General features: G+C 72.6%; 15 protein-coding genes and 1 pseudogene. 11 read left to right on the top strand and 5 right to left on the bottom strand.

The window, feature by feature from the left end; all coding sequences use genetic code 11:
- Positions 1-26: 26 nt before the first annotated feature.
- Entirely contained in the window at positions 27-1,187 is a 1,161-nt protein-coding gene (locus ACH54P_RS29565; RefSeq protein ID WP_489906604.1) for an esterase-like activity of phytase family protein, read from the bottom strand.
- A 65-nt stretch (positions 1,188-1,252) separates the two neighbouring features.
- Here ACH54P_RS29565 and ACH54P_RS29560 point away from each other — a divergent pair, with 65 nt between their 5' ends.
- Positions 1,253-1,672 (top strand): SdpI family protein, encoded by a 420-nt coding sequence (locus tag ACH54P_RS29560; protein ID WP_489906603.1) that lies wholly within the window; start codon positions 1,253-1,255, stop codon positions 1,670-1,672.
- Here the strand turns inward: ACH54P_RS29560 and ACH54P_RS29555 are convergent.
- On the bottom strand, positions 1,669-2,250 hold the full coding sequence (locus tag ACH54P_RS29555; protein WP_489906602.1) for a YqgE/AlgH family protein: 582 nt from the start codon (positions 2,248-2,250) through the stop codon (positions 1,669-1,671). The genes ACH54P_RS29560 and ACH54P_RS29555 overlap by 4 nt on opposite strands.
- A 202-nt stretch (positions 2,251-2,452) precedes the next feature.
- Between ACH54P_RS29555 and ACH54P_RS29550 the strand changes: the two genes are divergently transcribed.
- The 10 genes and pseudogenes from ACH54P_RS29550 to ACH54P_RS29505 all read left to right on the top strand — a co-directional run bounded on the left by ACH54P_RS29550 (position 2,453) and on the right by ACH54P_RS29505 (position 20,787).
- Complete coding sequence (locus ACH54P_RS29550; RefSeq protein WP_489906601.1) at positions 2,453-3,745, top strand: MFS transporter; 1,293 nt, start codon at positions 2,453-2,455, stop codon at positions 3,743-3,745.
- 142 nt (positions 3,746-3,887) lie between these two features.
- A complete protein-coding gene (locus ACH54P_RS29545; RefSeq protein ID WP_489906600.1) occupies positions 3,888-4,424 on the top strand; it encodes a YbaB/EbfC family nucleoid-associated protein in 537 nt (178 codons plus the stop codon).
- Positions 4,424-4,747 (top strand): WXG100 family type VII secretion target, encoded by a 324-nt coding sequence (locus tag ACH54P_RS29540; RefSeq protein ID WP_489906599.1) that lies wholly within the window; start codon positions 4,424-4,426, stop codon positions 4,745-4,747. The genes ACH54P_RS29545 and ACH54P_RS29540 overlap by 1 nt, the downstream gene beginning before the upstream one ends.
- A 9-nt stretch (positions 4,748-4,756) precedes the next feature.
- A pseudogene (locus ACH54P_RS29535) lies at positions 4,757-5,140 on the top strand (WXG100 family type VII secretion target); the annotation flags it as partial.
- 2,661 nt (positions 5,141-7,801) lie between these two features.
- A complete protein-coding gene (locus ACH54P_RS29530; RefSeq protein WP_489916696.1) occupies positions 7,802-11,821 on the top strand; it encodes a toxin glutamine deamidase domain-containing protein in 4,020 nt (1,339 codons plus the stop codon).
- On the top strand, positions 11,821-12,255 hold the full coding sequence (locus tag ACH54P_RS29525) for a hypothetical protein (protein ID WP_489906598.1): 435 nt from the start codon (positions 11,821-11,823) through the stop codon (positions 12,253-12,255). The genes ACH54P_RS29530 and ACH54P_RS29525 overlap by 1 nt, the downstream gene beginning before the upstream one ends.
- On the top strand, positions 12,252-13,667 hold the full coding sequence (locus tag ACH54P_RS29520; RefSeq protein WP_489906597.1) for a TNT domain-containing protein: 1,416 nt from the start codon (positions 12,252-12,254) through the stop codon (positions 13,665-13,667). Before ACH54P_RS29525 ends, ACH54P_RS29520 begins: the two co-directional genes overlap by 4 nt.
- Positions 13,668-15,908, top strand: coding sequence for an ADP-ribosylglycohydrolase family protein (locus tag ACH54P_RS29515; protein WP_489906596.1), 2,241 nt, complete (start codon positions 13,668-13,670; stop codon positions 15,906-15,908).
- Positions 15,909-15,924: 16 nt separating this feature from the next.
- The gene (locus tag ACH54P_RS29510) at positions 15,925-18,846 is read left to right on the top strand and encodes an ADP-ribosylglycohydrolase family protein (protein ID WP_489906595.1); all 2,922 of its coding nucleotides are present in this window, start codon (positions 15,925-15,927) and stop codon (positions 18,844-18,846) included.
- Between the two features lie 33 nt (positions 18,847-18,879).
- Positions 18,880-20,787, top strand: coding sequence for a TNT domain-containing protein (locus ACH54P_RS29505; protein ID WP_489906594.1), 1,908 nt, complete (start codon positions 18,880-18,882; stop codon positions 20,785-20,787).
- On the opposite strand, the gene ACH54P_RS29500 is transcribed toward ACH54P_RS29505, so the two are convergent.
- The 3 genes from ACH54P_RS29500 to ACH54P_RS29490 all read right to left on the bottom strand — a co-directional run bounded on the left by ACH54P_RS29500 (position 20,774) and on the right by ACH54P_RS29490 (position 24,510).
- On the bottom strand, positions 20,774-21,616 hold the full coding sequence (locus ACH54P_RS29500) for a class I SAM-dependent methyltransferase (protein WP_489906593.1): 843 nt from the start codon (positions 21,614-21,616) through the stop codon (positions 20,774-20,776). The two genes, ACH54P_RS29505 and ACH54P_RS29500, sit on opposite strands and share 14 nt — an antisense overlap.
- 12 nt (positions 21,617-21,628) lie before the next feature.
- Positions 21,629-22,966, bottom strand: coding sequence for a sensor histidine kinase (locus tag ACH54P_RS29495; protein WP_489906592.1), 1,338 nt, complete (start codon positions 22,964-22,966; stop codon positions 21,629-21,631).
- Positions 22,967-23,067: 101 nt separating this feature from the next.
- Positions 23,068-24,510 (bottom strand): CCA tRNA nucleotidyltransferase, encoded by a 1,443-nt coding sequence (locus tag ACH54P_RS29490; protein WP_489906591.1) that lies wholly within the window; start codon positions 24,508-24,510, stop codon positions 23,068-23,070.
- Between the last annotated feature and the right edge of the window lie 9 nt (positions 24,511-24,519).

Below are 24,519 nucleotides of genomic sequence, written 5' to 3'. Positions count from 1 at the left end.
TTCATGTGCACATCGTAACTTGCTGGTCAAAGCCGTTCGGAGGGGACCGCCAGAGCGACGAACTGGGTGACCTGGGTCGCGGAGAAGTTGTTGTCGCTGACGAGCACCAGGCTGCGCTCGCCGTTCGGCAGCTTCGGGCCCCACGTCATGCCTTCGAGGTTGTCCACAGTGGACAACCCGAGGTCGGCCGCGTCGAAGAGCAGACGCTTCTTCACCGGCTTGACGTGCTTCGCCTCGCCGAGGGACTTCACGTCCAGGACGTTCGTCGCGCCCTTCGTGTCGATCTCGTAGACGCGGACCTTGTTGCCGACGCCGGTGACGAACGAGCGCTCCATCATCAGGAACTTCGTCGGGTCGGCCTGGTCGACGGCCAGCATCGAGGACACGCCGGTGGTGGCGAACGCGCCGGCGGGCACCGGTGACGCGAAAAGCGGCTCCTGCGGGTACGCGTACTGCGCCAGCACCGGCCCGAACCGCGACTGCAGGGTGATCCGCGACAGCGCGCCGGTGGTCGTCGTCGGCTCCGGGCCGTCCTGCAGCAGCGGACCCTCGACCTCGCTGGCCAGCAGCGAGCCGAACCCCGCGAACGTGATGCCCTCGAGGACCAGGTTCTGCCGCGGGCCCGCGGTCGGCGTCATCTTCTCGTTGGCGGGAATCGGCAGGTCACGGACGTATCGGCCGTCGCGGCGCGCCTCGCGGATCGACGGGTCGATCAACGTCGTCGCCGTGCGCTCACCCTCCTGCGACCAGTAGTAGCCGCCGCTCCACGGGTCGACGCGCAGCTCTTCGGGGTCGATCGTCTGCTCGTTCTGCGGCTTCGAGGGATCGTTCTGCGCGAGCGGCGGGTACGGCGTGCCGTCCGGCCGCAGCAGCGGCTTCGTGCCGGTGAAGGTGACCGGGCCGACGCCGTCCGCGGACACCGGGAACGTCGCGGTGTAGAAGCGGGCGGGGTTGATCGCCGACCGGTTGTCGCAGATCAGCGCGTAACCGCCGGTCCGGGGGTCGTAGTCGATGCTGGACAGGCCGCCGACCGTCGTGCCCTGGAACGGGAGGGCGTTCGGGACGATCTGCTCGCCCAGCAGCCGGAGAGGCCGCTCGTGACTCTCGGTGGCATTCGCCGGTGTCGCGGCGAGAATTCCCCCGATCAGGGCAGTGGCCAACACAGTGGGCAGTACGCGCGGTGACATGGCCTGTAGCACAGTCGATCAGGGTATCCGCCAGGTTGCCAGGACGTCACGCTTATCCTTGTCCCGTGTTCGCTATCGCGCTGGTTCCGATCCTGCTCGGTGTCCTCGTCGGCTGGGGCGGTGTCCTCGGCGTCCGCGAAAAGCTGACGCGCGAGGGGGGCACCGGCGTGCGCACGCAGGCCGCGTTGCGCAGCGAAGAAGCGTTCAAGCTCGCGAACCGCGTCGCCGGGCTGCCCACGGCGGCCGGCGGGGCGATCGCGGTCCTCTCCGGGCTGGCCGGGCTCGCGATGCCGACGACCGGCGGCCTGATCTCCGCCGCGACGGCCGGCGTCCTGGCGATGTTCCTGCTGATCATGGGCGGCGGGGTGCTCGGCAACCGGGCCGCGCTGTCCGTCCCGGCTCCCGCTCCGGCGGCGCCGGCCGGGTGCAGCGGCTGCGCGTGCGGCGCCGGCGGCTGCGGGGTCTTCAAGAAGGACGAAGCCTAGTTCCGCTGCAGGTCGCCCGGGTGGGTGGCCAGCAGCGCCAGCGGGATGCCCTGGCGGCGCAGCACCTGGCTCCACAGATCGCCGTTCGGCGACGCCAGGATGTCGCTCGGCAGCGCGGGCACGATCACCCAGTCGTCCCGCTCGATCTCGCCGGCCAGCTGCCCCGAGTCCCAGCCCGCGTAGCCGGCGAAGACGCGCACGCCGCGGACCTTCGGCACCAGCACCTCGGGATCGGTGTCGAGGTCGACCAGCGCGACCGGGCCGCGGACCGCGATCACGCCCGGCACGCTCGCCGCCGTCTCGCCGGTGCGCAGCGCGGCCAGGCACAACGCCGTCTTCTTCTCGACCGGACCGCCGACGAACACCGCCTGCGGCTCGGCGACGTGCCCGCCCCAGTTGGGCAGCACGTCGTGCACGGCGACGTCGCTCGGCCGGTTCAGGACCACGCCGAGGGTGCCCTCGTCGCGGTGATCGATGACGAACACCACGGTCCGGCGGAAGTTGGGGTCGACCATCGTGGGGGCGGCGACCAGGAGCGTTCCCGGTTCAACCTCGGCGTCCGCTGGCACGCCACCCATGATCCCACCCTTGGCCCGGCGAATTACTTCGGCTCGGGAACAATCGCCCCAAGAGCCTCGTTTGAAACAGTGGTCGGCGCACTCCGTGTCCCCCGGGCTCACTGAAGAACCGCCTTTGTGGAATACCGTCCGGCTGGAGCCACACTGCGCATAGCCGCCGAGAGGCGACCTCAGTGCGTCGGCCACCCTCTACTCTGGCCTTGTGACGATCAGCGTCGGCGTGGCGACAGCGCGAAAGGGCCCCCGGGAGCTGCTCAAGGACCCGGACTTCCGGCGGCTGCTCTTCACGCGCTTCGCCGCCAGCTGGGGTGACGGCGTCTTCCGCGCCGGGCTCGCCGGTGCCGTGCTGTTCAACCCCGAGCGCGGCGCCGATCCGCTGGCCATCGCCGGCGGGTTCGCGGCGCTGCTGCTGCCGTACTCCGTCGTCGGCCCCTTCGCCGGCGCCCTGCTGGACCGCTGGGACCGCCGCAGGGTCCTCATCTTCGCGAACCTGCTGCGCGCGCTGGCGATCGTCGCGGCGGCCGCCGCCGTCGGCTTCGGGTTCGGCGGTCTCGGCCTGTTTTCGCTGGCACTGGCCGCGGAAGGGATCAGCCGCTTCATCGGCTCCGGGCTTTCGGCGTCGCTGCCGCACGTCGTGCCCGAAGAGAGCGTCGTGACGGCGAACGCCTTCTCCACGACGCTCGGCTCGGTGGTCGCGGTCATCGGCGGCGGCTGCGCGATCGGCCTGCGGGCGCTCTTCGGCAGCGACGACGTCGGATCGGCGTACACCACGGTGTTCGCCGTCCTCGGCGCCCTCCTCTCGGCGTTCATCGCGCGCGGTTTCGCGCGGGGAGTGCTCGGGCCGTCGGTGGTCGACGAGCCGCCGAACCCCGTGCTGGCCGTCGCGCGCGGGCTGGCCGACGGCGCGAAGCACGCCTGGCGCGCGCCGAGCGTCACGGCCGGGTTCGTCGCGCTGTTCGCGCACCGGGCGTCGTTCGGGGTGTCGCTGCTGGTCACCGTCCTGATGATGCGGAACTACTTCACCGACCACGGCGTCTTCCGCGCCGGGCTCCCCGGGCTCGGGCAGATGGCCGCGCTCGCCGGAGCGGGTCTCCTGCTGGCGGGGTTGCTGACCGCCCGGCTGATCCGCGTCTTCGGCCGGCTGCGCGCGGTGCTCGGCGCCCTGGTGCTCGCCGCCCTCGCCCAGGCCGGGCTGGGACTGCCGATGGTGCTGCCGCTGGCGCTGCTCGCGTCCTTTGTGATCACCGGCGCCGGGCAGGTGCTGAAGCTCTGTGTCGATTCGTCGATCCAGCTCGACGTCGCCGACGAAGCCCGCGGCCGGGTGTTCGCGCTGTACGACACGCTCTTCAACATCACGCAGGTGGCGGCGGTTTCGCTGGCCGCGCTCGTCGTCCCCGACAACGGTCACGCGCCGGGCCTCCTCATCGCCGCGACCGTCTGCTACCTGCTCGGCGGGGCCGGCTACCTGGTGGCCCGGCGTCGCGTGATTCGCTGAGGCAAACACCCGAACCGGTCACGGTCACTGCTCCATTGGCATTAGGGTGACGGCAAGTCATTAGTAGGTTCGAGGGACACCGGGGGCACCTGTGACCACCGCGGGCGACGACCGTGCACGGCTCGAAGCACGGAATGCCGCGATGAAGGACCAGATGGACACCCTCCTGGAGAACTTCGAGCGGCAGACCGCGCAGCTGCGCGACGCGCAGGCCGCGGCGGCGGAAACGACCGCTCAGGTGAGCTCTCCCGACGGCTTGGTCCGCGCCACCATCGACGCCGGCGGCAGCCTCGCGAAGCTCGAATTCGCGCCGAACACGTTCGAACGCACGACTCCGGCGCAGCTCGCGAACACCGTCCAGACGTTGGTGCGGCAGGGATCGTTGCAGGTCAAGCAGAAGATCGCCGACCTGATGGCGCCGATCACCGAAGGCCTGCCCGACCTCGCCGACCTGGTCGAGGGCGCGCCGTCGCTGGCCGGGCTGGTGCCGCCGATCCCGGACTTCGTCGAGGAAGAGGCTCCGGCCCCGCGGCCCTCGTACGAAGAAGGTGGCTCGATCCTGCGCAACGACGCCGTGCCGCCACCCGTGCCCGCGCCGAAGCCCACTCCCAAGCGCGTCCGCCCCCCGCGTGACGAGGACGAGGAGCCGCCGTCGTCCTGGATGACGAGGGGCGACTGATGCCGGACGGGGGTTCCGGCTTCACCGCGGAACCGGACGCGGTGCTGCGCGCGTCGAACGGCCTGGTCACGGCCGCCGACGGGCTCGACAGCGCGCTGAAGACGTTGCAGAGCGCCCTGGCCGCGCAGGGCGAGTGCTGGGGGAACGACGACTCCGGCAAGGAGTTCGCCAAGGACTACGTGCCGGGGTCGCAGGGCGCCGTCGAGGGCTTCACCAACCTCGTGCAGGGGCTGCGCGGGATGCAGCAGAACGTCGCCAAGTCGATGAAGGCCCTTTCGGGCGCGGACGAAGACGTCAAGTCGCAGCTCGGCAAGGGGCAATGACGCGTGGGTATGGAGATGCCCGACGCGGTCAAGTGGCTGCTGCCGATCGTCGTCGGGGAGAGCTGGCCCGAGGGCGACGAGACCAAGCTGCGCGCGCTGCGGGACGCGTGGCACACGGCGTCCAGCGCGCTGGGTCCGGTTTCGGACGCGGGTAACCAGGCCGCCGGCGGGATCCGCGACAACTGGACCGGCGACGGCGCCGACGCGTTCGCCGAGCAGTGGAAGAAGTTCGTCGAGGGCGACGAGGCGTACTTCAAGCAGCTGGCCGACGCGACGAAGGCCCTCGGGGATTCGTGCGACCAGACGGCTCTGGACGTCGAGTACACGAAGTACATGATCATCATCTCGCTGATCGTGCTGGCGGCCCAGATCGCGGCGATGATCGCGGCGGCGGCGGTGACGTTCGGCGGCTCGACGGCGGGCATCGCGCCGGCCCAGATCGCGACCCGGATGACCGTGCAGATGCTGTTCCGGCAGCTGCTCGAGAAGCTGGCTCAGCAGGGGTTCAAGCAGGTCGCGAAGGAGCTGCTGGAGAAGCTGCTCAAGCAGGGCCTCAAGAAGATCGGCATGGAGGTCCTCAAGAACGAGGCCATCAACCTCGGCATGGACGCGGGCATCCAGGGCCTGCAGATGGCCAAGGGTGATCGCAAGGACTGGGACTGGTCGAAGACCTCCGACGCGGCGATCTCGGGCGCGGTCGGCGGAGTCGTGGGGGCGGCTTCGGGATCCATCGGCCGCGGGGCGACCGAGGGGCTTTCGCACAGCGCGGGTGGGCAGATCGCTGACGCGGCTATGCGCGCGGGGACTCGGGGCGCGGTCGAGGGCGTGGCTCAGACGGTCGGTCAGGCGGCGGTTACGGGGGATCTGGGGTCGTTGACGCCGGAGCAGCTGCTGATGGGCGCGTCCAGTGGGGCGGTCGGGGGTGCTGTCGGGGGCGCCAAGGAGCAGATGCACTCGGTTCACGAGGCGAACATCCCGCGAGCGGATGGGGATGGGGCCGGGGAGTCGCGGGCGGGAGGGGATGAGGAGCGGGGGTCTTCTTCGGAGCCCGAGTCGCGGGGTGAGTCCTCGGGGCCTGAGTCGCGGGGGGACCCGGAGTCGCGGGAGTCGTCGTCCTCGGAGCCTGAGTCGCGGAGCGAGCCCGAGTCGCGGAGCGAGCCCGAGTCGCGGAGCGAGCCCGAGTCGCGGGGTGAGGCTGAGTCGAGGGGCGAGCCCGAGTCGCGGGGTGAGGCTGAGTCGAGGGGCGAGCCCGAGTCGCGGGGCGAGCCCGAGTCGCGGGGTGAGGCTGAGTCGAGGGGCGAGTCGTCTTCGGAGCCTGAGTCGCGAGGTGAATCTGAGTCGCGGCGGGAGCCGTCCTCGGAACCGGTGTCGGGCGGCGAAGAGCCGCAGGTCCGGCGAGAGCCCGAGTCGGGCGGCGATGAACCACGGCGGGAGTCAGCTTCGGCGCCTGAGTCGCGGGGCGACGAACCCGAGGCACGGCGAGAGTCGTCCTCGGAACCCGAGTCGCGGAGCGAAGAACCACGGCGAGAGCCGGCTTCGGCGCCCGAGTCGCGGGGCGAAGAGCCGCAGGCGCGGCAGGAGCCGTCCGAATCGCGCAGCGAGCCCGAGGCGCGGCGGGAGACCGAATCTCGCGGTGAAGCTGCGTCGGAGCCGCGGCGGGAGGCGTCTCAACCGGAAGTGCGGGCCGCTTCCGAGCCGGAGGTTCGACGGGAAGCCGAACCGCAGCAGCGCGCGGAGAGCGCGCCGAGCTCTGACCAGGTCCAGCAGACGGAACGTCCGACCACGGGCGGGTCCGCACCGAGCTCTTCACAGGGCGGCTACGGCATGGCCCCGCCGGGGTTCGGCCCGGAACCGGGACGACAGACCGGCGGACGTCCGCAGGACGGCGTCGGGGCGGCCGGGTTCACGGGCGGTCCGAGCCAGCCGTTCGCGGCGGATGGTGGGCCGGGGCCGTTCCAGAACGGTCCGTCGCCGCAGCAGACGCCACCTCCGCCCGCGGGCGGGTTCACGCCACCACCGCCCGGCGGGATGCCGAACGGCGGTGGTCCGGGACGTGCCGGTGGTCCGGGTCCGGGTCCGCGCCCGGGTGGGCCGATGCCGCCTCAGCCGCCGATGCCGCCGCGTGGTGGGCAGGGACCGCAGGATCCGCGCCGGATGTTGCAAGGTGGTCAGCCACCGATGCCTCAGGGCGGGCAACGGCCGGGTGGGCAGCCACCGGGCTCGCACGGCGGGCAGCCACCTGCGGGCGGGCAGCCACCTCTCGGTGGGCAGCCGCAGATGCCCCAGGGAAGGCAACGGCCAGGCGGGCAGCCGCCCGTGGGTGGACAGCAGCCGGGTGGGCAGCCACCGGCCTCCCAGGGCGGGCAGCCGCAGATGCCCCAGGGTGGGCAGCCGCGCGTGGGTGGGCAACCGCCGATGCCTCAGGGCGGGCCGCAGCCGGGTGGGCAGCCGCCCTTTCGGGGTGGGGGGCAGCCGCCGGTTCAGCCGGGTGGGCTGCCGCATCAGCGGGGGCAGCAGCCGCCGGTGGGTGGGCAGCATCCGAACGATCCGCGGCGGATGCCGCCGCCGCGGCCGCCGGTGCCGCCTCAGGGTGGGCCGCGGCCGCCGATGGCTGGGGGGCAGCGTCCCGCTGGGTATCCGAACCAGCCGCGTGGTCCGCAGGGGCCCGGCCCGCACCCCGGGGGACGGCCGCCGATGCCGCCTCCGCCGGGTGGTCGGCCGCCGCACGATCCGCGGGTGGGACCGCCTCGTCCGGCCGGGCCGCCGCAGGTGCCGCCGCCACGGTTCGGGCCGCCGCAGGAGCACCTGCCCCGCGGTCCTCAGCGACCCTTCGACCAGCCGGGGCCGGTGGATCCGCGGGTGCCGCACGAGCGTGCGCCCGAACAGCCACGGGAACAGCGGCCGTTCGAGCAGCCGACACACGAGCGGCCGCCAGCGACCGAGCAGACACCGACGCACGAGCGTCCGGCGGACCACGACCACACTGGCGAGCACGAGCCCGCGGAACAGAGCACTCCCGCACCGGAGAGTGCGACCCAGCACGAGCCTGCTCCTGTGCACGACGGCTCAGCCGAACAAGAGCACGCGCGCGAAGACGCGGGTGGCCCCCACGAGCCCTACCTCACCGATGAGCACTTCCGCACCGATGACCCCGCTGGGGTGCGGCGGATCGAGGACACCTTCATGGACTCCGGGCGGCAGAGCCTGGAGACCGGCGAGTGGCGTCACGAACAGGTCCGCCGCGAGGCGCTCGCCAAGCGCGACGAGTTCCACCCCGGGATGTCGGACGCCGGTGCGTTCGCTGTGCACGCCTACACGCGGTACGAGATGGTCGGTCCGCTCAACCGCGCCCTGCGGATGGGTGGTCCCGAACTCGTCGACCTCGCGCCTCAGGCCGGCGCGCTCGTCTCCGGGCTGAACGAGATGCCGCCGCACGTGGGGACCGTTTCGCGGCGGATCGACTTCCAAGGGGATCCCGCGCGGCTGCAAGCCTTCCTCGGGCGGTTCCACGAGGGTGCGCACATCACCGAACCGTCGTTCCTCAGCTCGTCGAAGGTCGACGCGGAGCACCCGCGCAGCACCTTCCCCGGCGAGGTCGAGATGCGGATCGAGTCGCGGACCGGCCGGGACGTCGAGTCCATGGCCAGTCTCGGGCGTGAGCGCGAAGTCCTCTTCAAGGCCGGGTCGCAGTTCGAGATCACCGGCGTCGAAATGGGGCCCGGGCACCCCGAGCACCCGAACCACCGGCGGGGCGAGCCGCAGTGGATCGTGCACGCCGAGGAGGTCACCGCGGGGGATCCGCGGCACCTCGGGGAGGCCGATGCCCAGCGGGCGATCGAGGAGCGCCGGGCTCAGGAGCGCGCCGACGAGGAACGCTTCCAACGCGAAGCCGACGCAGAACTCGAGCAGTTCTACGCCGAACACCCGCACCTCAAGCCGACCGGGGACATGTCGAAGCTGCTCGGCTTCGACCCCGTGGACGCGCCGCCCGCACCCGAGCGGCGGGTGCCGGCCACCGGCGAGCCCGAGGGTGGCTGGTCCCGGCTCGCCGAGCCGCTCACGCCCGGCGGTACGCCGGTGCTGCACGCCGGGTCCGTCGAGACGCCGCAGCAGCACGCGCGGCTCGTCCGGGACGCCGTTCCGGAGCTCAGCGCCGTCAACACCCGCAACCACTACAGCCCCGGCGCGCTGGAAAACGGCTTCCGGACCAACTCCGTCGAGTCGATGGCCGCCTTCGAGCGGCGGATGAACGGCGAGGACGTCACCGCCGGGCCGTCGCGGCAGCAGCACCCCAGCGAGCTCGGCGGGCCGTGGAGCGGCCGGGACAGCTTCGCCGACGTCGCTCGCGAGCTCGGCGAACGCCCGGTCGGCGCACGGGCCGCCGTCGCGTTCGACGTCAACGGCGAGTCCCGGCTGGTTGCCGCCGTGCACACCGAGCACGGTGTCGTGTTCGCCGACCCGGTCACCGGACGGCTCGCCGAACTGCCGCCCGACGCCGGCGGCATCCGCGAGCTGCCGCTCGGCGGCGGGGAGACGCCGGGGATCGCCGACCGGCTCAACCCGGTGCCCGAGCGGCTGCCGCACGACGAGGGCTACCTCTTCGACGACGACCACCGCGGGACGCCCGCCGACCACGAGAGCATCCGGCGCGCCGTCGGCGACGAAGGCATCTACCAGGACATCCACGACCGCGCGCTCGCCCGGCGGGACGCCGCGGGCCTGCCGCTGACCGACGAAGGCGCCGTCGCGGTCCACGGCTACACCCGCGGCGAGTACGCCTACGACGTCAACGAAGCCCTGCGCCGCGGCCCCGGCCACCCCGGGTTCGACCTCGCGCAGGCGAACGCCCGCGCCATCACCGACGGCCTCAACCAGGTCCCGCGCACGTCCGGCGAGACCGTCCGCGCCTACGACGTCGGCGGCGACCCGCGGCTGGCCGAGCTCGTCGCCGGGCCGTACGAGCCGGGCGCGGTCGTCGTCGAGCCCGCCTTCTCCAGCGCGTCGATCAAGACGGACGAGTTCTCGACGAGCAAGTTCGGCGACGACGTCGAGCTGCACGTCCGGTCGGACAACCTCCGCGACATCTCGAAGCTCGCCGAGAACCCCGGCGAGCGCGAGTCGCTGTCGCCGCCCGGCACGCAGCTGCTGGTCCACGAGCGGCGGCTGGAGATCACGCCCGAGGGCCGCCGCAAGTGGGTGATCGAGGCCGAGGAGATCGGGCCCGGCCACCCGCGCTACCTCGACCCCGAGGCCGCGCAGCAGAAGATGGCCGAGCGGCGCGCGGAGAACGACCACAACGCGGCCGAGTTCGAGCGGCGCAAGCAGGCGGCGATGATGGAACGCCTCGGCGGCCTCACCGAGCCGGATCACGTCGCCGACGGTCCGCAGCGGCCGACGGTCCACGACGCCGTCGACGACGTCCCCGCCGAAACCCCGCAGGTCCCCGCGCCGGCGCACGACTACTCGCGGCTGGCGCGGGCGACGAACCCGCCCGCCGAACCGGCCATCCACGCCGGCGGGACGACGCCGAGCGAGCGCGCGGCCTACGTCCAGGACCGGCACCCGCACCTGCGTGACGTCAACCCGGGCTTCCACCAGCCGGGCGCGCTGGAGAACGGCTACGTCTCGAACTGCACGCGCGGGCCCGAGGCGTACATGGACCGGGTGCGCGGGGGCGACATGACGGCCGAGCCGGTCCTGCTGCACGAGATGGGTAGCCGCGGCACGCTCGAGCACCTCGAGGGCCGGTTCGGCGAGACGTTCTCCGAGCGCGGCAGCTACGACGACGTCATCCGCGAGATGCGCGAGCGGCCGCTGGACCACCACGCCGTCGTGGCCGTCAAGTACGACGGCCCGAACGGCGTCGAGTACGGGCACGTCGCGATGGTCGTGCACACCCGTGACGGCGTCGCGTTCATCGACCCGCAGTCCGGCGACCTCATGCACCTCCCGCAGCCGCCGAAGAGCATCAAGCTGATGCACGTCGGCACGCCGGACGAGGTCCACTTCCAGACCGAGCACGTCACCGGGGAGCACGGCGGCTACGGCAGTTCCCCGCAGGCCCGGCTCGACGAGCTGCTCGCCCAGCCGCGGGTCGCCGAAGCGCTCGCCGGCGCCACCTCCGACCTCGTCGTCAAGGACCACGAGGGGAACCCTCAGAACCTCGGGCCGGTCGGCGAGTTCGTCCGGACGCGGCTGGCGAGCCACCCGGAGCTGGTGGACCTGCTCCACGACCCGGCCAACGAGTTCCTGACGCGGTCGCTGCTGCGCAAGCCGGAGACGATCGCGAGCCTGCTGGTGCACGACGAGGCCATTCCGATCCTGGCCGACGCCGTGCACGAGGTGCACCACCCGGACCCGGACGCCGAGCCGGTGGGCCCCGACGCCGAGCCGACGCCGTTGACGCCCGAACAGCACGAGGTCGCCGAGCGGGTCACCGAAGAGGCCCGGCAGCACCGGCCGTCGGAGCGGCTGCAGGCGCCGTTCGACCCCGCCATGCGCGGCGACGAGGCCTATACGCGCGAGTACCTCGGGCACCGCTACGAAGAGGCGGCACGCGCGCAGGAAGTGCTCGAGCGGACCTTGCCGCCGCTGGCGGAGGAGACCGACGGGACCCCGGGGTTCCGCCCCGGTCCCAAGTCGCTCGGCCGGGCCATGGACAAGATCGCCGACTACGGCGGTGACGCCTCGAGGTTGATCGACCTGGCCGGCGCCATGATCCAGTTCGACCGGGTGCAGGACGCCTACGCGGCGCTCGAACGCGTTGCCGCGCACCCGGAGCTGGAGATCGTCAAGTTCGAGGACCGGTTCGCGAACCCCGCGGAGGCCGGTTACCGCGACCTGCAGATGAGCGTGCGCATCGACGGCCACGTCGCCGAGCTGCGCCTCCACGTCAAGGCGCTCGACGAGGTGGCGGCGTACGAGCACGCCCTCTACGAAGTGCGCCGTGACCTCAAGGCACTCCGGAAGGCCGAAGGGCGAACGAACTACACGACCGAGGAACAGGCCCTGATCGACGGGCTGATCAAGCGCGAACGGGACCTGTTCTGGGACGCGCTGCAGGGGAGTCTCTAATGGTCCAGACGCCGTCCTACTTCGAGTACTACGACCACACCTACGTGGTCGAGAGCACGCCCGACGGCGGGCTGACCGGTCGCATCCTGAACTGGGAGACCGGCGCGTTCGAAGAGAAGCCGGACCACGTTCCGGACGTGCTCCTCGGCCACGAAGCCGAGATCGTGAAGCTCGACCGGGAGCGGTTCGTCATCCGCACCGAAGAGGAACGGCACCACTACCTCCGTGGTGACGGGCCGATCTTCGCGCTCTACCAGACCATCGACGCGATCTGGGCCGGAGCCGAAGAGGAGAACCGCCGGATCTCCAAGGAGGAGCGCGCGTTGATCGACTCCCTGTACCGGCGCACCTTCAAGATGTGGGAAGACGAGTTCGCGCGCCGAGCCGCGGGCGAGCCGCCGACCTTCGGCTACACCTCGACGTTGGCGCGATGATTCACGTGGAACATCGCCTTTCGCCCGAAGCGCAGCGCACCCTCCTGGTGCAGCTGGGAAAGCTCGTGCGCGCGCACCGGGCCGACGCCGCCGGGCCCGCCGCCGTCGACTTCCGGCAGGTCGGGAAGCACGCCGAACTGGCGGGCCACAACACTTCGACACCGGACGAGCTGGCCGACCTCTTCACCGAACTGCGGACCGGGATGTACGCCGAGGGCCGCGGAACCTGGCTGCAGGCCCGGTTCACGCTCAACCCGGACGGCACCTTCGACTTCGACTTCGCGCTCGACGACGATCCGGTGTGGACGGAGCCGCCGCCCGCCTCGGCCTACCCGGCGGAGCTCGCCGAGTTCCCGCGGGCCGACGAGCACATCCCCGACTGGTGGCGGCTGCGCGCGCAGCTCCCGCTCGGCGTGGTGTTCCGGCACGCCGACGTCGGCGGACCGGACGCCGACCGGCCGCCGCTGACCGACACCGAGGTGCCGCTCGTGCTGCAGTACCTCGAGCGCGAAGCCGTCGTGCACGAAGACGGCGACGAGCGCTTCCACACCGACGGCACCTGGATCTGGCCGGCGGCCGTGCCGCACCTCCTGGCGGAGTACGGCATTCCTCCCGAACCGGACCTCGTCGCGCACATCCGCCGTCACCACTTCCAGCCGCCCTACGTCGAGCCGCTGGTCCGCCGGACCGCCGAGGCGGACCTCCTGGGCGAGCCGCGGCCGAAGCCCGGCCGCGCCGACGTGAAGATGACCGTCGGGGACATCGTCGCCGAGCTGGAGACCACGCCGGACCCGAAGCTCGCCGACGACGAGCTGCTGATCGTGCTGGTGCAGCGGCTCGGCGAGCACGGGGTGTGGCCCGAGGCCTACCGCGTCGGGGAGCGGGCGGACGGCACGTGGTGCCTCAACTACACGCACGACGGCTGGGAGGTCGCCGCCCACGCCGGCGGGCAGCCCCGCGAGCCGAAGTACTTCGAGCGGCTGGAAGACGCCGCGCAGCAGTTGCTCGGCGCGTTGCTGCTGCACCCCGCCCGGATGACCGCCGGACACGAAACACCCCTCGAGACGGCGAAGGAGCTCGACGACTGGCCGGTCCACCCGGCTCCGGGTGAGCCTCCCCTCACCCTGCTCCGGAACAAGCGCATCACGCGGTTGGTGGCGGGTACGGTCGTTCTGCGCTTCGGCGAGGAACCCGGCAACCTCGTTCACCACGGGGAGGTACGGTTCGCCACGACGTCGCTGCCGCTGGAACGCGAGCGGGTGCGGCGGAGCTACCGGCTGAGACGCCCCTTGCACGTGATCACCGGCATCACGGTTCCGTGGGCGAACCTGCCGGGTGGTGCGGTGGCCTTCGTGCTGCCGAAGACGATCGCCGAGCACGAGTCCGACGGAAGCCTGGAGAGGATCGAGTAGGTGGAAGCGGCGGAAGCGATTGCCAAGGTCGGCCAGTGGCTGCGCGCGGTGCACGGTCCGGACGTCTCCGGTCCCGCCGGGCTCCGGGTGGACACCGAGAAGGTGCTGCGCATCCCCGAGGGCTGGTCGGTGCCCTACAACACCATCGCGTTCCTCGACGAGGGACGGCCGGAGAAGGAGATCTTCCCGCCGCCGTCGGTCGTGGTCCGCGAACCGGACGGCGAGCTGCGGCAGGCGCACCCGCACCCCGGCGGGCTGTCGGTGCCGGTGGCGTTCCCCGGCCAGGAGAACTGGCGCGAGGTCGTCGACCCCGAGTACGTGAAGGCCGGGCTCGGTGAGCTGGGCGTGCCGCTGCAGGCCGTCGCGGGCTGGGTGAAGGTCGACGCCGAGGGCAACCAGACCGGCGAAGAGCGCGAGAACCCCGAGTACAAGGCGGGCCCGATCCGCCGTGGCTACCCGAAGCCGGAGAACACGCTCGAGACGCTGCTGTCGTTCGCGAGCGTCGGCTGGCTGACCCGCGAGCTGCTGCTGATCGGGCTGATCCGCTGCGAGGTGTTCGTCCCGCTCGACCTGGAGACCGGCAAGACCGACCGGTTCTACTTCGCCGAGGAGCGCAACGAGCTCAAGGTGTTCAGCTCGACCCGGCACCTGCCCTCGCGCGAGCACGGCTGGTGGAAGGTCGACGTCGCGACGCTGGCCGAGTTCGAGCACCCGCCGAACCTGGTGATCAACGGCGGCCCGACGACCATCGAGGACGTCTCCAGCGGCGAGCTCGCGCAGATCGTCAAGCGCTTCCCGCGGCACGAGCCGCGCATCGACGTGCACGGCCGCTGCCCGGAGGCCGAGGAGGACCTGATCCGCGTCGCCGCCGACACCGCGGCCCGGATGGGGCTGCCGGACCCGGTGAAGCCGCCGCTCCTGGCCGCCGAGAAGGCGCGCCGGCGTGGCTTCGAGCTGACCGCCGAGGAGTGCGCGAAGACCGTGCTCGGCGCGTCCTGGCTCAAGCGGATGGAGATGCCGGAGCCGCCGCGCAGCAAGCCCAACGACCTGCGCGCGAACGGCCTGGCCCCGGCCTACGACAACGCCGGGCGCACGGTTCCGCGGCTGGACACGTTCGGCAAGTACTTCGAGCAGGACCTCGACGGTTTCCGCTACGGCTGGCAGCGCGTCACCGGCGCGTACGTCGGCTTCGCGCTCGGCGAGGCACTCGGCGCGGCCGTGGACCGGATGCCGCTGCACGACATCCACGCGAAGTTCGGCATCGAAGGCGTCACCGACCTCGTCCCGGCGTTCGACCAGCCGGGCCGGATCGGCTCGCTGACGCAGCGGCTGCTGTTCTACACCGAAGCCGTCATCCGCAGCCCGCACCGCGAGCAGCCCGAGTCCCGCGAAGCCGAACAGCTCTTCCCGGGCGTCGTCCGCGGGGCGCTGCAGCGCTGGCTGCGCACCCAGGGCGCGCCGATGGACGCCCCCGACGGCTGGCTCGTGCAGGTCCCGGACCTGCACGCCCGGCGCGACGCCGACGACGCCGAGCTCAACTCCTACCACCAGCTCGCGACCGGGACGGCGGGCGCGCCGATGACCGGCCCGGCCGCGCTGATCCCCGCCCTGCCCGCCGCGCTGACCATGGCCGGGCCCGGCAGCGGGTTCAGCGGTGGCGCGCGCCAGGCCGTGCGGGACATGGCGGGTGTCACCCACCCCGGCGAGCCCGACCTCGCCGCGGCGACGTACCTGACCTGGCTGTTCGAGCAGGCGCTGACCAAGGAGGCGTTCAGCTTCCCGATCTGGAACCTCGGCCGCGAGGTGCTCAACCCGGACAACCAGTTCCAGCAGGGTCCGGAGTGGACGGCGATCGGCGAGATGGTCGCCGAGTCGGTGCCGTTCTTCGGCGAGCACGGGCTGCCCGACCTGCGGATGCCCGAGCTGATCGGGGACGGCAAGACGACGCTCTCGGTGCTCGGACGCGCCTTCGCCGCGTTGTCCGGTTTCGAGAACTACCCGGAGCAGGCGCTGCTCCGCGCCGTCAACCACTCCGGCCGCAGCGCGCTCACCGGGGCGCTCGCCGGTGCCCTGCTCGGCGCGCGCACCGGGATCCCCGGGCTGCCGCAGAAGTGGGTCGACCAGCTGGAGCTGCGGTACCTGGTCGAGAACGTCGCTTCGGACGCCTACTGGCACTTCGACCGGCATTCCGCGCTCAGCGCGCTCGGCGACCAGTGGATCGAGCGGTACCCGCGGCATTAGCGCGAGGATGGGGAGAATGACAGAAGCGGAAGCCGGTGGCTTCGTCGAGTGGCGCCCCGACGTCGACCCGGAGTTCGACGAAAAGGCGTTTCCCGGCCTCGGCATCCCCGTGCGCGCCATCCGCGGCTGGGCGCAGTACACGCTGTTCGGGGAGCCGACGGGCCCGCGCCGGGACAACGAGCAGTACACCGGGGGCCCGGTGTGGCACGGCTTCCCCGTGCCGACAACCGACGCCGAAAAGCTCCTGAACTACCTGGGCGCGAACTGGATCAGCCGCGCCGAGTTCGTGCACGCGCTGCTCGACTGCGAGGTCCTCGTGCCGCTGCTCAGCACCGGCGAAGCCGGTTCGGGGGGCCTGGGGGGTCGCCCTCCCAGGAATGTCACAGACGGCGAGCCGCTGCTGCGGCCGGTGCCCGGCACCGGCGGCCGTGAGGTGATCGCCTACAGCTCGTCGGCGAAGGTGCCCGGCCGGTACCCGCGCCGCTGGCGGGTGACGGTCCGCGAGCTGCTGGCCCACCACCCGTCGTCCGGGCTGACGCTCGACCCCGGCACCGGCCTGGTCCGCAGCCTCACGGCGGCCGAGCTCGCCGGGTTCCGCGACGGCACCGAGCCGCCGCCCCGCGTCGAGGAGCCCGCGCCCGAAGCCGGGCCGGAGGTCGCCGAGGCGGTGTCCGCGCTGGTCGAGGAGTTCGGCATCGAGCCGCCCGACCTGCTGGAACGCCACCTGCGGTACGCGGTGGACCACGCCCGCGACCACCACTTCGAGCTGTCGCCCGACGAGTGCGTCCGGTACCTGCGCGGGTTCGCCTGGCAGTACCGCAACGGCGTCCGGCACCGAGCGGGCCAGAACCCGGAATGGCCCGCCGACCTGGGCGCCAACGGCCTGATCGCGCACGTGGACGAGGACGCGCGCCCGCGTCCGGTGCCGTGGACGTTCGGCAAGTTCTCCGCCTTCGGCACGCTGGCCGGGCGCTTCGCGTGGCACCGGATCGTCGGCGCGTACGTCGGCTTCGCCATCGGTGACGCGCTGGGCGGCGGTGCCGGCCCCGTGGGTCCGCTGCCGCTGGGCGGGCTGACGCGGCACCTGCTGTTCCACACCGACGCCGTGCTGCGCGGCCTGCCGCCGGTGCCGACCGGCGCGGTGCCGGCCACCCTGCCGGAGCCGGACCCGGTCGGCTGGCTCGCCGTCGCGACGCGGCACGCGGGTCCCGCGCCCGCCGAGTTCTCCGCGCTGCTGGCCACGGCACTGGCCGCGACCCCGGCCGGCGCGGTCGCCCTGGCCGACGTCGACGGCGAGCGGTACGCCAAGGACGTCGCCCGCGAGCTGACCGGGAGCGCGGCCGGCACGGAGGTCACCGAAGGCGTCGAGCTGCTGATCGCGCTCTTCCAGGCCCTCCTCACCCGGGACACGTTCGCCCTGCCGGTGCACGTCCGCCTGCGGGAAGTGGGCGGCGACCTCGCGACGTCGACGCTGGCCCTGCGCGAGGACCGCGACGCCGACGACGTCACGCAGCTGGAGAGCATCGGCGACGGCCGGAGCGTGCGGTCGGTGCTCGGCCGCGCGCTGTTCGCCGCGGCCAAGCGCGGCCACGACCCGGCGGCGGCGATCGCGCTCGCCGCGCGGTCCGGCCCGGTGGCCGGCGCGCTCGCCGGAGCACTGGTCGGCGCCCGGCTCGGCGTGCCCGGCCTGCCCGCCGCGTGGGTGGCGGCGCTGCCCGACCTCGGCCTGCTCGACGACGTCGCGAGCGACGTCTTCTGGTACTTCAACCGCAACGGCCTCCAGACGGAGACCGCGGAGCACGCCCGATGGGAACGCCGGTACCCGAGTGGCCGGTTCACCCCGGAACCGAAGGGACCGGACTTGCGATCGCGACTGCGGGGCAGCCTGCTGGCCGGGGCGATCGGTGACGCGCTGGGCGCGAAGACGGAGTTCGACTCGATCGACCGGATCCGCGAGATCGCCGGCCCGGACGGCATCACCGACTTCATCCCCGCGTACGGCGGCACCGGCCGGATCACCGACGACACGCAGATGACGCTGTTCACGCTGGAAGCCCTGATCAGGGCCCACGCCCAGCAGCGGCGGACCGGCTCCGCCGACGTCGCCCACTCGCTGCAGATGGCCTACCAGCGCTGGCTGCACACCCAGGGCGTCCCGTGGGACCGCGCGCGCGGTCCGCAGTCGGCCGTCGAGGCGCCGGACGGCTGGCTGATCACGCACCAGGAGCTGTTCAGCCGCCGCGCGCCCGGCCTGACCTGCTTCGGCGAGCTGGAGGCCTACGGCCGTTCGGGCGTCCGGGGCACCATCGAACGGCCCGTGAACAACTCGAAGGGCTGCGGCGGCGTGATGCGCGCGGCCCCGATCGCGTTGTGGTCGGACGACCTCGCCGAGGTCTTCCGGCTGGGCGCCGAGAGCGCGGCGCTGACCCACGGTCACCCGAGCGGGTATTTGTCGTCCGGCTGCTTCGCCGTGCTCGTGCACCAGCTGCTCCACGGGAAACCGCTGCTCGACGCGGTGGCGACGGCCCGGGCCGAGCTGGTGAAGCACCCGGACCACGAAGAGCAGAGCGCGGCGCTCGACGCGGCTCTGGCGCTGGCGGAACAGGGGCCGCCGACGCCGGAGAAGCTCGAGTCACTGGGCGAGGGGAACGTCGGCGAGACGGCGTTGTCGATGTCCGTCTACGTCGCGCTGACCACGGCGGACGCCGACTCGGCGTTGCTCGCCGCGGTCAACCACAGCGGGGACAGCGACTCGACCGGCTCGGTCTGCGGCAACCTCGTCGGCGCGATGTACGGCGAGGAAGCCCTGCGGGACAGCTGGCTCGACCGGCTGGAGCTCCGCGACGTCATCGTCGGCCTGGCGGACGACGCGCTCACCGAGTTCGGCCCGGACGCGCCGGGTGACGACCGGTGGTTCGCGCGGTACCCGGTCGACTAAGTTTCCGGTGTCACTGGGGACGGGGAGGAAATCGTGCGTTACCGGGTTGAGGTGGCCGAACGCCCGGACGGCCTGTATGCGGCGTGGGGTGAGGGGACCTTCCGCGCGCAACGTTCGACCACGGACGGCACCGTGCTGCTGTCCGTGCTGCCGGAGGAAGAGGCGCCCGAAGGCTTCGACAAGGAGTTCGAAGGGCGTCCGGCGCGGGTGGTGCCGGCGAGCGAAGTGCCGTCGACGTTCACGCTGCGCACCTTCTGCGAGTACGACGACGAGATCTTCGAGGTCGCGCCGGGCGCGCGACCCGAGCTGACCCTGCGCTGGGTCCGCGACGACGCCGCGCGCGCGGCGCAGCTGGGGCTGACCGACTTCTCGGTCACGGTGCCGGTGAAGCAGGTCACGGCGTTGTGGCAGACGCGGCTGGACTTCACGGAGACGCCGGAGGCGCGGCCGCAGCCGGGCACCGGTGACCAGAACGCGCTGCTGCGCGCCATCGGCCGGACGCTGCTGCACACCGTGCCCGGCGGCTGGGCCCGGGTCGGCGCGCAGTTCCGCCAGGTCGGCGACTACTCCGAGATCGAGCTCCGCGCGGTCGGCGACGAGGACGGCCCGGTGTCGGTCTCGCTGCCGGCGGTGCCCCGGCTCGGCGGGCTCTTCGCGCGGCTGCGCGCGGCGATGTACCAGCCCGAGGCGGGCACCTGGTTCCAGGGCACGTTCACGCTCGACTCGGCGTCGCAGTTCGACTTCGACTTCGACGCCGACCGCGAGCCGGACTGGCGGGTGCCGCCCAACGACGGCGGCCGCCCGTCGACCGCCGCCTACGAGCTGGAGCTGGCGACCTTCCCGCGGACGCCGAAGCACATGCCGGCGTGGCTGACCGCGAAGGCCGGGCTCCCGCTGGACGTCGCGTTCCGGCAGGCGCGGACCGTCGACTCGCACGCCGAGGGCGAACGCCCGGTGGTGAACCGGCCGCCGGTGCCGCCGGACCAGATCCGCGGGGTGCTCGACTACCTGTTCCGGGCGCCGGTCGCGCTGCACCGGCCCGCACCGCTGCCGGACCTCTTCGGGGCACCGGGCGCGCCGCCGGACGTGCCGAACGCGTTCCACACCGACGGGACCTGGATCTGGCCCGCCGCGGTGCCGCACTACCTGCGCAAGTACGGGGTGCCGCCGGAGCCCGAGCTGGTCGAGCACATCCGCGCGGCCGGGTTCCGCCCGCCGTTCGTCGGGGAGCTCGTCCGCGCGACGGCGGAGGCGGAGGTCCTCGGCCAGCCACGGCCGCCGCAGACGCCCGCCGACCTGCCGGACGAGCGCGCGCTCAGCCGCGTCGCGCGCGGCGAGCAGGTGCGGAGCCTGCGGGGCGCGGAGACGCTCGAGCTGCTCCAGCAGCGGCTCGCCGAACACGGCGTGCCGCCCGCGGCCTACCGGATCGGCGCCAGGGAGGTGCCGGCCGACGGCGTCTGGACGCTGCGCCGGGCGGAGAACGGCTGGGAGGTTTCGCGGCCGCCGTCCGACGAGCCGGTGGCGTTCGGTTCGCTCGGCGACGCCGCCCGGTTCCTCCTCGGCGTGCTGCTGATGCTGCCGCCCTGGCCCGCGGAGGAGTCCGACCAGCCCGCCGACTGGCCGATCCTGCCGATGCGCGGCGAGCCGCCGTTGAACTTCTACCGCGGCAAGCGCCTGGTCGTGCTCGCGCCGGGCAAGACGGTCGTCCGGTTCGGTCCCGAGACCGGCAACCTCGTGCACGCCGACGGGACGCGGTTCGCCGAGACGTCGCTGGCGTTCGAGCGCGAGCGGGACAAGCGGCTCTACCGGGTGCAGCGCGCACTGCGGGTGCTGACCGGCGTGACGGCGCCGTGGGGCGGGATGCCGGGCGGCTCGGTCGCCTACCTGCTGCCGCGGCCGGTCGCCCAGCACCTCGAGACGGGGTCGCTCAGCAGGCTGTGACGAGGACGGCGGGCGACCACCAGTAGTCGGCGAGCGGTTCGACGCCGACCTCGGTGAAGCCCGCCGTCTTCAGCTGCTCGACCCAGGTCACGGCCGGGTGCTCCCAGTTCGTCCGCTGCTCCCCGGAGACGATGCCGAGCAGGATCGGGAGCAGGAAGCCCTGCGCGACGAGCGAAGCGTCTTCGCCGTACTCGGCGACTCCGCGCTCGTAGCGCGCGACGAGCGAGCGAAGGTGCTCCGGAGAGCCTTCGGTGAACTCGGGGACGTCGAACTCGGCCAGCACCAGCGTCCCGGTGCGCGGCTGCAGCGCGCGCAGCACGTCGGCGCGCTGCTCCGGCTCGATGGACTGCAGCGCGAACGTCGACTGCGTGAAGTCCCAGCCGAGGTCGTCGCGGGCCAGGAACTCCTGGGCGGTGGCCTGCCAGCACTGCGCGGCGGGCACGCGGTCGCGGACGTCGTCGAGCAGCGCGGCCGACGGCTCGACCAGGTCGATCCGGGCGGGCACGTGGGCGGCGCGCTCGAGGGCGGGCACCACCGCCAGGCCGTCGCCGCAGCCCAGGTCGAGCAGCGATGCCGGCTTCGCGGCGTCGTAGCGGGCCGCCAGCTCGTCGCTCAGCCGCCGGTAGAGCTCGACGTTGCCGCCGCCGCGGATGAACGCCGTGAACGCGCTCGGCTGGTCGTACACCGGCGCCGACGTGTCGCCGGCCAGGAAGATCCGCAGTTCGGCGGCCAGCGGGGACCCGGCGCGGCGGGCGAGTTCGGCGGCCTGGTCGCGGTCACCGGACCGGTAGGCGGCGAGGGCGTCGGCGAGCAGCTCGATCGAGGTCATGGTCCGGGGATATCAGAACGGCACCCACAACGTCACCCGCGTGCCCCCACCGGGCAGGCCGGACTCGACCCGTGACGTCCCGCCGACCTCCGCCAGCCGCGCGGTGATCGACTCGCTGATGCCGAACCCGGCCGGGCAGTCGGCCTGGTCGAACCCGCTGCCGTGGTCGCGGGTGATCACGGCGATGCCGCCGTCGCGTTCCTCGACCCGCACCACGACCCGGTCGGTGCCGGAGTGCTTCATCGTGTTCCGCAGGGCCTCGCGCACGGCGTCGCGGATCGCGATCTGCCGGACTTCCGACAGCGTGTCGTCGTCGAGTTCGGCCACCACGAGCTGGGCGCGCAGCCCGTCGCGCGCCATCTCGGCGGCGAGCGCGGCGAGCTTTTCGCCCAGCGGCCGGGCACCGGCCTCGGCCCGCTCGGACGCGGCCGACTCGATCGTGTGCCGGATCTCCATCGCCTGCGCCCGCGCGAGCCGCTGGATCTCGACCAGCCGTTCTTCGGGGTGCGAGGTGCCGGACAGCGCCATCGCCTCGAAGGTCTGCAGCACGGTGTCGTGCAGCATGCGGTGCTGCTGGGCGCGCTCGGCGAGCCGGCCGTTGCGGGTGCCGTAGGCGAGGGCCAGCCGGGTGCCGAGCCCGGTCAGCACCAGCGCGGCGGTGGCCAGGAACAGCTCGGCGAGCAGCGCGGAGCACGTCGAGAACGCGGCCGTGACCCGGAACTGGCCGGTGTTCAGCCAGTTCGCCAGCATCCGCAGCGGGAAGCTGATCAGCCCGAACACCAGGCCGCTCGGGACGCCCAGCGCGAGCGTCAGCAGCCCGGCCTCGCCGAACAGGTGGACGCTGCTGACCGCCAGCGCGTCGAAGTACCCCTCCGGCGGCACGGTCAGCGCGAGGACCAGCGGCGAGAGCACCGTGAAGACGAGGTCGACGGCCAGCAGCTTCCCGGCGTCCCGGCCGCGGAACGGCGCCGAGCGCAACATCCACCGGAAGCCGAGCACGTTCAGCGCCACCGACAGCAGGGTGAACACCCCGACCGGGAGCAGCCCGGTCGCGCCGTGCTGGAAGACGTAGACGCCGAACTGGCCGGGCACCGCGAGCAGCCGGTAGGCCAGCGGGATGAGCACGACGTACCGGGTCGCGCGCAGCAGCAGGCCGTCCCGCTGGGCGGGGTCGATCGGCCCGGCCATCTTCGAGATCCGCTTCAGCGCGTGGATCGGCGTCGGATCGGCGATCTCGTCCGAGAGCTCGCTGGTGGCCGTGGCGATCGCCGGGGCCCCGCGCCGCAGGAGCGCCACCAGGAAGCTGCCCCCGGCCACCGGCTTCGGCGGGTCGGGCGCTTCGGTGGACATCGCTCGGACAACCCCCTGGTCAAATCGGTGAGCCGAGGTGGGGAGTATCACCGATCTGCCGCGCCGCGGTCCAGCGTTCGACGGAATTCACCGCAAGTCGGTCAGGAGTTTCCGATTCCCTGCTCGGCGGCCCACTTCTTCAGCTCGGCCACGGCCTCGTCGTGGTCCAGGGGACCGCGGTCCAGGCGCAGCTCCTTGAGGAACTTCCACGCCTTCCCGACGTCCGGCCCCGGCTTCAGGCCGAGCAGCTCCATGATCTGCTCGCCGTTGAGGTCCGGCCGGACGCGGTCGAGGTCCTCCTTGGCCTTGAGCGCGGCGATGCGGGCCTCGAGGTTGTCGTAGGTCGCCTGCAGCGCGGCCGCCTTCCGGCGGTTGCGCGTGGTGCAGTCGGCGCGGACGAGCTTGTGCAGCCGGGTCAGCAGGGGACCGGCGTCGGTGACGTACCGGCGGACCGCCGAATCCGTCCACTCGCCCTTGCCGTACCCGTGGAACCGCAGGTGGAGGAACACGAGCTGGGAGACGTCGTCGACGACCTCCTTCGAGAACTTCAGCGCCCGCAAACGTTTGCGGGCCATCCGCGCGCCGACGACCTCGTGGTGGTGGAAGCTGACCCCGCCGCCCGGCTGGAACTCCCGCGTCGCCGGCTTGCCGACGTCGTGCAGCAGCGCCGCCAGCCGCAGGATGAGATCGGGCTCCGACGTCGGCTCGTGCGAGGTCTCCAGCTCGATGGCCTGGGCGAGCACGGTCAGCGAGTGCTGGTAGACGTCCTTGTGCTGGTGGTGCTCGTCGATCGCCAGCCGCATGCCGGGCACCTCGGGCAGCACGTGGTCGCCGAGGCCGGTGTCCACCAGCAGCTCCAGCCCCGGCCGCGGGTCGGCCGCCAGCATCAGCTTCGACAGCTCGGCCTGCACCCGCTCGGCGGTGATCCGGTCGATCTCGCCGGCCATCGACGTCATCGCGTCGATCACCCGCGGCGCGGCCGTGAAGCCCAGCTGCGCGGCGAAGCGGGTCGCGCGCAGCATCCGCAGCGGGTCGTCGGCGAACGACTCCTGCGGCGTCGCCGGCGTGTCCAGCACCTTCTCCCGCAGCGCGCTCAGCCCGTCGTGCGGGTCGATGAACGTCTTGGACGCCAGCTCGACCGCCATCGCGTTGACCGTAAAGTCGCGACGGAGCAGGTCGCCTTCGATGCTGTCGCCGAAGGTGACCTCCGGGTTGCGGCCGACCCGGTCGTAGCTGTCGGCGCGGAACGTCGTGATCTCGAGCTGCATGCCCTTCTTCGTCACGCCGACCGTGCCGAACGCGATCCCGACGTCCCAGACCGCGTCGCCCCACCCGCTGACGATCTTGAGCACGCGGTCCGGCCGCGCGTCCGTGGTGAAGTCGAGGTCGCCCGAGCGCCGGCCGAGCAGCGCGTCGCGCACGCTGCCGCCCACCAGGTACAGGCGGTGGCCCGCGCCGGCGAACCTCTCCGCCAGCTCCTCCGCCAGGGGGGAGACCTGCATCAGCTCCACCACCGCGTTCTCCTTGGCGACCACGTCGTTCACGAAAATCCC

Source organism: Amycolatopsis sp. N2S4-7 (genome assembly GCF_058119595.1).
This window is presented reverse-complemented; position numbering and strand designations above follow the sequence as displayed.